Origin of the sequence: Pedobacter sp. (genome assembly GCF_045627485.1) — a bacterium.
Lineage (GTDB): Bacteria > Bacteroidota > Bacteroidia > Sphingobacteriales > Sphingobacteriaceae > Pedobacter.
In genome coordinates this window covers 1-3757 of record NZ_JAZQNU010000174.1, presented here as the reverse complement: position 1 = coordinate 3757, position 3757 = coordinate 1, and the positions used below count along the sequence as shown (strand labels likewise).

Annotated in this window: 3 protein-coding genes; 1 reads left to right on the top strand and 2 read right to left on the bottom strand. The window is 41.6% G+C overall.

Going from position 1 to position 3757, the window contains the following annotated elements; genetic code table 11:
• The coding region (gene glf, locus ACR2F3_RS13315) for a UDP-galactopyranose mutase (RefSeq protein WP_432710463.1) at window positions 1–971 on the bottom strand (971 nt) is incomplete at its 3' end.
• Window positions 972–981: 10 nt separating this feature from the next.
• A complete protein-coding gene (locus tag ACR2F3_RS13310) occupies window positions 982–2127 on the bottom strand; it encodes a glycosyltransferase family 1 protein (protein WP_432710462.1) in 1146 nt (381 codons plus the stop codon).
• 244 nt (window positions 2128–2371) lie between these two features.
• Between ACR2F3_RS13310 and ACR2F3_RS13305 the strand changes: the two genes are divergently transcribed.
• A partial coding sequence (locus ACR2F3_RS13305) for a carbamoyltransferase family protein (RefSeq protein ID WP_432710461.1) occupies window positions 2372–3757 on the top strand: 1386 nt, incomplete at its 3' end.

Below are 3757 nucleotides of genomic sequence, written 5' to 3'. Positions count from 1 at the left end.
CTATTGTATTTTTGATAAATGGCTTGATTCTCTGCCTGCGGAATAGGATAGTAAGGATCTCCCTCGGCCGTTGGAAATTCATAAACAACTGATGTTTTATGATGTTTTTGTCCGGTGAGGTGTTTAAACTCTGTAATACGGGTAAAAGCATAATCGTTTGGATAGTTAATGGTCCCTGTTTCCTGAAAAACCTCCTGATCCAAAGTTTCAAACTTAAAGTCGATAGAACGGTAGGGCAATTTACCATGTCTGTAATCAAAAAACTCATCGATTGGCCCCGTAAAGATCAGTTCCTTAAACGATAGATCTCCAACAACATCACGGTAATTGGTATTGAGCATGATGTGGATATTTGGATGATCCAACATTTTTTCAAACATGCGTGTATAACCATGTAAAGGCATGGCCTGATAGGTATCCGTAAAATACCTGTCGTCGCGATTGGTTCTTGTAGGCACCCTGGCGGTAACTGATGCATGAAGTTGCGATGGGTCAAGTGCCCATTGTTTTCTGGTATAGCCCCGGAAAAATTTCTCATACAATTCCCTCCCTACTACCGATACGACCACATCTTCTGAAGTTGATATTTCGTTTTTCTTTTCTGCCTTCGCTTCAAAAAACTTGGTTACCTCGTCGCTGCTCAGGTTTAATCCATACAGGCGGTTAATGGTGTTCAAATTTATGGGGATGGGTAAAAGTTGGCCATCCACATTAGCCAAAACCCGGTGCTGGTAATTCCGCCACTCGGTAAACTGCGACAAATAGTTAAAAACATCTTTACTATTCGTATGGAAAATATGCGGTCCGTATTTATGGACTAAAATTCCCGATTCGTCGTAGTGATCATAGGCGTTTCCAGCGATGTGGTTACGTTTATCAATAATCAGGACCTTTTTATTTGCTTGGTTAGCCAGTCGCTCTGCCAATACACTGCCGGCAAAGCCTGCGCCTACAATTAAGTAATCGTACATAATATGAAATTTAACTTGCTATTGAAATGCTATTATCGTTCAAATGATTGTGAATATGTCTACACATTTTTTCATAGGTATCATCCCAGGATGAATTGTATAAAAACTTATCAACGTTTTTTAGCCAGCTATTACGGTTTGTGCGGGAAAGCTCTGTTTCAACGGCTTTAATAAAATCAGCAGCATTTTCTCCGATATGCACCAATTTGCTGATTCCATATGGCTTAACGACATCCCTGATCGGGGTTGACACCACAGGCACGCCCGCCGCCAGGTACTCGGGGGTTTTAGTTGGACTAATAAAACGGGTTGATTCATTGAGCTGAAAAGGAATCAATGCGATATCCCATCCGGATAAGTATTCGGGAAGTTCCTGATAAGTTTTCTGTCCCAAATAGTGTATATTTTTATTCCTGGGTAATACATCTTCTGCTATTTTTACCACCGGACCTATAAGCACTATCTGCCAGTCGGGCCGTTGAGTAGCCAGCTCTTTGATCAGTTCGATATCAAATCGCTCATCGATCACGCCATAAAAACCTAACTTTATGCCACTAATGTCTGACTGATCAACTGGTTGTGCCGAACACTTTCTTGCTTGGCCAAAATGCTCTTTTTCAATGCTGCTTGGGAAAGGATAAATATTAGCATGTTGTTGTTTTTTTGCCTCATATAATGAATATCCTCCTGTGAAAACAAGATCGGCTTTAGCCATCAATTTTTTCTCCAGGCCAATTAATTCAGGTGGTGCAAAATTGAAAGCAGAAAGTTCGTCCATACAGTCATAAATAACCATCCTCGGCTTATACTTTTCAGTAAATTTTAATGCCATGGGCGTGTAATACCAAAAGGTCCAGTCATCAAGAACAGAGGTGCCAAAAAAACTATCCAGCAGGGCTATAAGTGTTTGGTTAATTGTTTTTTCATCTATACGTTGAGGAAGGTGAGGAACGATGACATCCAGCTGTTCAGCCCTGCTTGAAATGGTCAGGTAGGCTTCATCTTTTGCATCAAACAATGGTTCTTCAAAAAAGTAAACTTTCATGTTATTAGCAAACCTTGAAAGCAGATGCTGTGGTCTTTGAAATACAAAGTCCCATCTCAGATGGGAGAAACAAAGCAAATGGCGGGGTGGTGTAGATAAATTGTTTTTCATGTTGTTGTATGTTTATCAAGTCAGTAGCAACTTTCATCAATCTGATTTAAAGTTACTGCCTAATCAACCACTAAAACATCAACTTTGTTTCGGCTTAATATACTGGTTTTGTTTACGTTAAATCGGCATAACTATAGAGTAAAAATACCTATGACAAGGCAAATACCTGTTTTATCATTTTCTAAATCAATTTAAAACCGTGGTTGGTTTAAACGGAATACCAATCCTAAATTCAATACATATTATGTATACACTTGGAATTAACGCGGTTTTTCATGATTCTTCCGCATGCATTATTAAAGACGGCCTGCTTTTAGCCGCTGTAGAAGACGAAAGGTTTACCCATATTAAACATGGAAAACGCCCGATTCCTTTTTCTACCTATGAACTTCCTTTCCATGCGATTGACTATTGTTTACAAGTTGCCGGTATTCATTTAAAAGAGGTAGACCATATTGCCTATTCTTTTAATCCTTATTTACTGATTCCCAGATCGCAGGATAATGTACCAACGGCTCCGATTCCATTTTTCCCCTCCCTGGAAAATCAATCCACGGACAACCCATGGCAAAATCTCTTTCTTTCGGCTATCCTGAATGCTCCTGCACAATTGGTAGATGGATTCCCTCATCATTTACAGAAAAGGTTTAAGGGGGCCTCCGAAAACGACTGGCAATGGCATTATGTAGAACATCATATTGCCCACGCGGCCAGTGCATTTTTGCCTTCACCATATGCAGATGCCGCAGTAATGACCCTTGATGGTAGAGGTGAAATTGCCACTACTACTTACAATGTAGGGCACGGCACTGCCATAGAAAGAATTTCACAGGTTAACCTTCCTCATTCACTGGGACTACTTTATGAAAAATTAACTACCTACCTGGGTTTCCTTCATTCATCAGATGAATACAAAGTCATGTCACTGGCGTCTTATGGAAAACCAGAATTTGTGAACGACTTCAGGGAAATTATCCATCTGGGTAGCCATGGCAACTACAGCATTAAACAAGAGCCTTTTGAAGAACGGTTTGGCCCGGCACGCGAAAGAGACGACGCCTTTACCAGCCACCATTTTAACCTGGCTCATTCACTACAGGTGGTACTCGAAGAATCTGTGGTGGAATTATGTAACTGGCTTCAAGAAAGCACCCACCAGGATAACCTGTGTATTGCTGGTGGGGTAGCGTTGAACTGCGTGTTAAATGCACGAATACGTGACCGCAGCCGTTTTAAAAATGTGTGGGTACAACCTGCCGCCGGTGACTCTGGAACCGCTTTAGGTGCAGCGCTGTGGGTAGATACGCAGGAACGTAATGATACCACAAGATCGTTCACCATGAACCATGCTTATTGGGGACCGGAATATTCAGATCAGGAAATAGAGAAATTTTTGAACTGGGCAAAAGTGCCCTATAGAAAAATGGCCAATGTGGCCGAAGAAACTGCACAAATTTTATCGGAAAATAAAATTGTGGGATGGTTTCAGGGACGTATGGAGTTTGGCCCCCGGGCATTGGGCAGCCGTTCCATCCTGGCCTCTCCCATCGATATGGCGATGCAGAGCCGCTTAAATGAGGTCAAAGATCGTGAAGATTTCCGGCCGGTGGCTCCCGTAGTGATGGAAGAA